This window comes from Paenibacillus sp. 1_12, assembly GCF_900114475.1.
Taxonomy (GTDB): Bacteria; Bacillota; Bacilli; order Paenibacillales; family NBRC-103111; genus Paenibacillus_S.
In genome coordinates, this window is record NZ_FOTE01000058.1 from 1 (window position 1) to 3065 (window position 3065).

A 3065-nucleotide genomic window follows, 5' to 3' on the forward strand; every position below is an offset into this window, starting at 1 on the left:
AGCCCCATATTTTTCTTCATCTTTAATTTGTTTCCATGAAAAAGTGATCTGTTAAATAAGTAAAACATTGAAATTCTAAGAAAACATGAGCATCTGAGAGAAAAGTGATTCTCCATAGAGGGAGTATAGTTGAGTCTGAATTCCTAACTAAACTTGAATCATTAACTTGCCGATACATTCGTAGATACCTAAATTTACCGGATGAGGTGGCAGAATTGAAGGCAAAAATTATTATCACTTTTTTATTTATTTTTTCACTAGCATCTATGCCCAATGTAGGAGCAGCGAACACAGGAAACTTAAAAGACATTTCCGGGCATTGGGCTGAAGCGCAAATCAAATCAGCAGTCGTTAAAGGTTATGTAAATGGTTATCAAGATGGAACTTTCAAGCCTGAAGCTCCTGTGAGTGGAGAAGAGTTTTTGGCTATGATGGTGCGAGCGTTAAAAATCCCCACCGAATCCCAGCTCTCGGAGGAATCTTGGTTTTCCCCAATTTACAAATCGGCAGGTAAAAGCGGTATTTATCAGGGGGACTATCAGAAAGGATGGGATCAACCACTCACCCGTGGTGACATGGCATTGACTTTAGAGAGGGCTACTCGACAAAGGAGTTTTAAGCAATTGGTTGAATCGTCCCCACAAAGTAGGATACAGGACATCGATTCGATGCACAACAATATGGAACCCAAACAAATGGTGTATGAATCGGTAAGGCGAGGGCTGATGACGGGCACAAGCTCTACCGAATTATCACTTGATTCCACCACAACTCGTGCTCAGGCTGTAGTAGTTATTGAACGAGTCATTTCTTATAATGCGGGGGAAAGTTTACCGATTGACCGACATACTTTGGAAGTCGCAGAAGTTTTCTGGCATTCAACTAATCTGTTCACGGTTTGGTCGAATTTTCTCGGCATAGAAAATGCCAATAAATTTGATACGACAATGTTACATATAGAGACCGATTTTTTCGTTGGTGACATTACCGGACTTTATATCATCGACGCTAATGACCCAGACTCACCCTATTGGAATAAAATACAATATCCATTAAGTGAATTATTTAGAAAGTCATACAAAGATGCTTATCCGGTAGAAGATATTAAAGATGCTTATTATATTGTTCACAGTTTTTCTGAAAATGAAATAGAGAATTCTCAACAACGTGTTCTTATAAATGTCAACATAAATGGGGTAGGAGGGAATCCTGTATCTTACTTCAATGCCGGGGACGTATCTGCCATGCGGGAAAGACTTGAAAATGGGTCATTTGAAGTAAAGGAAGTTCTCCTTTTAAGAAAGCATACTAAACCAAAGGTTGGCGAAGCGACCCATTCTATAAACGGCAAATATTTTGACCCCAAAGTAGCTGTTCCCATCCGCATAGTGCCCAAATACAACGTTTTTGTAAGGCATATAACGATCGATGTTTCAGCAATAATGATTGGGAATGAGACAAGTAACCGAGTCCTGAATATATGGCCTACTGGTATTCGTACTTTGAAACCATATTCTAGTGATGTTGAGTTATACATGTTGGAGGAAATAAATTAAATAGACTGATTAATTTAATAAATAAAGAAAACCCTCTGTACAATGCTAGGCAAAAATATTAAGCTCACTGGAAACGATAGTGCAATTATCAGAACTGGAGCAGGCGCCGCGGCGACCTGCTCCAGTTCTGATAATTGAAGTAACGGGCAGTATTCCTATAATGAAGAAATACGAGAGTTGAGAAACAAAAAGGCTCCTTGGTATGATGTTTATGGGTCCTAGATGCTAGCCAGCGACGGGACCGAAAACAAACCAAGGAGACTACAACATGAATTCTACTCAAAATGAACGAATTAATCAAATCACTTCTTCAACACTTATCGTAGGTGTAGATATCGCAAAGTTTAAACATGTGGCTCGTGCACAAGATTACCGCTGAGTCGAGTACGGTAAGCCAATTATGTTTGAGAATAGTCGGGAAGGATTTGAATTACTTGCAGATTGGTTCCGAAAGATCACGATGGAACAAGGGTTTCAGGACGTCATCATTGGTATGGAACCAACTGGTCACTATGGGTTGAACCTTGCCTATTACCTTAAAGAACAGCATATTTTATGCGGTGTGGTGAATCCACTGCATGTGAAGAAAAGCAAAGAACTTGACGACAATTCGCCAACCAAGAATGACATCAAAGACGCTAAAGTCATCGCACAGCTCGTCAAAGACGGGAGATACCCCGTACCTAATCTTCTCCAAGGCATCTATGCAGAGCTGCGGGAAGCCATGAAAATTCGCGATCACCTGTCGACTGACCTGCGCGGTTCAAGGACGTGTCCATAACTGGTTGGACCGGTACTTTCCAGAGTTCCTCACGGTATTTAAGGATTGGGAATGCAAGTCGGCCCGCCAAATGCTTAGCCTCTATTTGCTTCCGCATGAACTTGTTTCACTGTCGGATGAGATCTTGTTGAAACATCTAAGAGAAGCTGCAAAGCGCGGACTCGGCCTAGGTCGCGTGAAGAGCCTGAAAGCAGCAGCCAGCCGTTCTGTAGGTATGAAACAAGGCACAGAGTTAGCTAAGATGGAGCTTCAGTTGCTACTAACGCAGTATGAATAACTTCAAAGTAAGTTTTCAGAGCTTGATGTGAAACTTGACGAGCTCATGGAGCAAATCCCATATGTTCAGCAACTATTGGCGACGAGATACGATAGCTGGATTCATCGCTGAGGTTGGCGACATCCACCAATACCGTCATCCCAAGCAGATCGTAAAGCTTGCAGGGCTAAACTTAAAAGAAAACACATCGGGCAAACACAAAGGACAGACCCAAATTACGAAGCGAGGTAGGAAGCGACTTCGAGCCTTACTCTTTCGCGTCATCATGCCATTGGTTGCGAAAAACGGAGCATTTAGAGCCTTGCACGAGTATTACACCAAACGGCCGGATCATCCATTAAAAAAGATGCAATCGCTGATTGCGCTGTGCAACAAGCTCATTCGGATTCTGTTCGGGATCATGAAAAAGGGACATGAATTCAGTGAAGAAAAAATGATGCAGGATATTCCT

1 protein-coding gene and 1 pseudogene are annotated in these 3065 nt (G+C 41.9%); both read left to right on the plus strand.

Translation table 11 applies throughout. From position 1 onward, the window contains the following. Window positions 1-215: 215 nt before the first annotated feature. Window positions 216-1556, plus strand: a complete 1341-nt coding sequence (locus BM210_RS34070; RefSeq protein ID WP_091177099.1) for an S-layer homology domain-containing protein — start codon at window positions 216-218, stop codon at window positions 1554-1556. A 268-nt stretch (window positions 1557-1824) separates the two neighbouring features. After that, window positions 1825-3065 (plus strand): annotated as a pseudogene (locus BM210_RS34075) (IS110 family transposase); the annotation flags it as partial.